Source organism: Legionella qingyii (genome assembly GCF_003184185.1).
This window is the reverse complement of sequence record NZ_QHJG01000007.1, coordinates 1-3,558: the sequence shown is the minus strand read 5'-3', so window position 1 is coordinate 3,558 and position 3,558 is coordinate 1. Positions and strand designations below refer to the sequence as shown.

The window sequence follows — 3,558 nt, the reverse complement described above, 5'->3', positions numbered from 1 at the left end:
CAAAACAAAGATCAACAGAACAAAGATCAACAGAACAAAGATCAACAGAACAAAGATCAACAGAATAACGAAGCTCAATCTGAAGCAGAACGAGAAAAACAACAAGCCAAAGAACAATGGTTGCGCTTGATTCCAGATGATCCAGGCGGGTTAATGCGAGAAAAATTCTTACGTGACCATTTACGAAGAGAACGCGGGTGGTATCAATGAAAAAAATAATAATTATTGGTTTCTTTTGTTTATTCAGTGCATTGGTCAATGCTGAAGTACAAGTGCAAGTTGATTCTTCTCAAGTAAGCATTGATGATTCATTCAGGTTAATTTTAACTCAAGATAATTTACAAAATGGGGGCATTCCAGATCTAACCCCGCTACAAAAGAATTTTATGATTCTTGGCACTGAACGTCGTATGAATTATTCGATTATTAATGGCCAAGCACAATCATCTAGTGAGTGGACTATTACTTTAAAGCCACAAAAAGAAGGTAAAGTAACAATTCCCGCGATTAAAATTGGTAGAGACTATTCAAAACCTGTGACAATTGAAGTAACCACAGGTACAACATCGCAAAATACATCCAGCAACGATTCTGCCAATCAAAAGAATCAAGATCTTTATTTAACCACCGGAGTGGACAAAAAAAAACCTTATGTGAATCAGCAAATTATTTATAAAGTAACTTTATACAACTCAAAACATCTTTTAGATGCGGATTATAGAGGACCGCAAGTAGAAAATGCTCTGCTCATCCCTTTGGGTGAGGAAAAACGCTCCCAGATCCAAAAAAATAATGTGACTTATCTTGTAGAAGAACAAAATTATGCCGTTTTTCCACAAAAGAGTGGTACTTTAAAAATAAAATCACCTGTATTTACTGCATTGATCTATGATTTTAATCCGGTGCGAGTAAAAGCCCAGGACAAAACCATTAGCCTCGACGTACAACCAATTCCTAAAGAATATTCAGGTAAAATATGGCTGCCAGCAAAACAAGTTAAGTTAATGGAAGAATATGAAAACTCCGAAAAAACTATTGCTCAAGGCAACACCTTAATTCGTACTGTAATTCTTGAAGGAGTAGGAATTCCAGCGCAACTTTTACCTACACTCAATTTTGCAGAACCAGACGGGGTTAATGTTTATCCGGAGAAAGGTAAAGATAAAAACCGAGTTACATATGGTGAATTGATTGGCCGCACAGAAATCAAAGTGACCTATTTATTCAATAAAGCAGGAAAAATAACAATTCCTGAACTAAAACTCCCTTGGTTCAATACAGAAACAGGAAAGGAAGAAATAGCTACCTTACCTGCAAAAACCTTTGAAGTAACTCCAGCAAACACCGCACCTGCAACAAATACCCCCCAACCTGCCGTATCTCAAAATCAGCATATCACTCAACCAACAAAAGAAGTGAGCGAGCCTGTTTCTTCTAGACCAAAATTCGATAGGGCTTGGATAGTCGCCGCACTTTTTGCATTTGCGTGGATTGTTACTTTAGGTTTATGGGGATGGCAAAAACGCAATAAAAATACCGGGAAAGGTCAATACAAAACCGCATTAAATAATCTTCATAAAGCGTGTGCACAAGCCAATCCCCAACAAACACGAGATGCCTTATTAAAGTGGGCCAACCTTTACTGGCCAGATGCCCTCATATTAAATTTAACTGATTTAACACGCCTTACGACTGACGCAACGTTCAAAAAACAAGTTCAAACCCTTTCTCAAGTTTTATACAAAAATAAAGAAAAAACCTTGTGGCGAGGCGATGAATTATGGCGCAGTGTTCAGCAACTGAAAAAAAATAATCCGAGTAAAAAACAAAATGAACATGCTCTCCCGCCGATTAACCCCGTTTGATACGTGGAACCACGCCCTAAATTGATGTCATTCCCGCGCAGGCGGGAATCCAGATATAAACAATTTGCCCATTAGTGACTCGAAAAAAGGTACAAAAAGTGACGATACTTCAGCCCTCAAGTGCAGCGAGGGATCTCCAGCAAATGGCGCGGTATTTTAATAATCTTTAAAACAGGAGATCCTTCATAGAAAACGCCTCAGAATAGCGAGATTGACTTAGAGGCCACAGTTGTTAACTCCACCGAAGGGGACGTGCACGTGAACAATTGCGCCATATCTAACTTTCTAAAATCATTCTTATCACATTGATGGATGTTCATCCTCTTCTTGTAATTCCTCATCACTCTTTTTCTTTTTAGCACTTGTGGTTTTTAAAGTGGGAGCTGGTATCGTTACTTCTGATTCTGCGTGAGTATTAGTAATTGGAAATTTGGCCACAATTTTTTTTAATCGTTCTGCATCTTCCATTATTTTATCCATATCTCGTTTAACCTTACTAGCTGAAGTTTCAATTTCAATTTCATTTTCAGTCAAATCGTCTTTCGCTCCTTGATCCTCATCTTTTTTTGCGAACTCTGTTTTTGGGGTACTAGCATTAACTATTTTTTCTGCAAGAAACTTAAATATAGGATAGGTAACACGTCCAATTACATAGATGGCCGCCAAAGAAGCAGCGGCAGCAATTATTGGCAGTCCTGCTGGAGGGAATACTAAACTGACTATAGCACCAATTAATGCCAGCGAAGTGAACGCAACACCTGCTGTTTTATCCAAAGTAGCTATAGTACCCAGCTTTGCCAATTTTTCCTTACCAATCTCCTGATTATCATATAATTTTTGCAACTCGTTTAACTGTTCCTGAATTTCATGTCGTTCCGTTTTGATTTTGTCTTTCAAGTTATTAAAGTTCTCTCTTTGCCCTTCAAGCTTCGCCTTTTTTGCTTCGCCCTCTAATTGTTCTAGGCTATCAATTAGAGCCGCTATTCGATTTTTTTTGATATCAATATCTTTTTCTATTTGTGCTAACTGATCTTTTACTTCATAACGTTTGTAATATAGCTTGGCTAGAGTGACGACACTTAAACCCAATGCAGCGATTGAGAGCACTAAGGCAATAATAGGGGCTGAAGGAGGAAATGCTAAAGCGGTTATAGTAAGACCTAAAAGCACTGCTGAATATAAAAAACGGGCATTACGTGACAAGGTAATCGGTGATTCTTGATTCGCTATATAGGCAGCGATATAAATACATGGAATCCTAATAAAATCAATTGCAGCATTCACTACCCTAATGATTAGAAAAGCACTACCTGCTGCTTCTGAAGCATGAGTGAGATGCCCTTGGATTTGTACCATACTTGTAATAGTACTCCCGGCCCCCTCTGCAGAATCAATAAACTTGTTAAAAAACGGAAGTATTTTCAATATTGATTGCGCAATAGATTTTTTGGATGCTTTAGTACCTTTCATTGATTTTAATTTTTTTCTTAAATGCTTTATCGAAAAATCTTCGAGTTCAATTTCATTTTCATCAAAAAACATAATTATTCCAATAAAAAAATATCTATCTATTCTTAGTATAACAACTTATTATGATTTAAATATGAACTCAAAATGTATAAGGCCTAAATACCAGGGCGATTTCATCAAAGTTTAAAAACCAATCACTTTTCTTAAGTATTGAGTAGAAAGA

The 3,558-nt window shown here is 37.1% G+C and carries 2 protein-coding genes and 1 pseudogene; 2 read left to right on the top strand and 1 reads right to left on the bottom strand.

The window, feature by feature from the left end:
* Both DGG96_RS05325 and DGG96_RS05320 read left to right on the top strand, forming a co-directional pair.
* A pseudogene (locus DGG96_RS05325) lies at positions 1-210 on the top strand (tetratricopeptide repeat protein); the annotation flags it as partial.
* Positions 207-1,865: a BatD family protein gene (locus DGG96_RS05320; RefSeq protein WP_110141927.1), complete on the top strand. Its 1,659-nt coding sequence runs from the start codon at positions 207-209 to the stop codon at positions 1,863-1,865. The pseudogene DGG96_RS05325 and the gene DGG96_RS05320, both read left to right, overlap by 4 nt.
* Before the next feature lie 300 nt (positions 1,866-2,165).
* Here DGG96_RS05320 and DGG96_RS05315 read toward each other — a convergent pair whose 3' ends face one another.
* Complete coding sequence (locus tag DGG96_RS05315) at positions 2,166-3,407, bottom strand: hypothetical protein (protein ID WP_110141926.1); 1,242 nt, start codon at positions 3,405-3,407, stop codon at positions 2,166-2,168.
* Positions 3,408-3,558: the final 151 nt, after the last annotated feature.

Bases quoted from the DNA above. Each gene is read 5' to 3' on its own strand.
- DGG96_RS05320 (WP_110141927.1), top strand. From the start codon at position 207: ATGAAAAAAATAATAATTATTGGTTTCTTTTGTTTATTCAGTGCATTG.
- DGG96_RS05315 (WP_110141926.1), bottom strand. From the start codon at position 3,407: ATGTTTTTTGATGAAAATGAAATTGAACTCGAAGATTTTTCGATAAAG.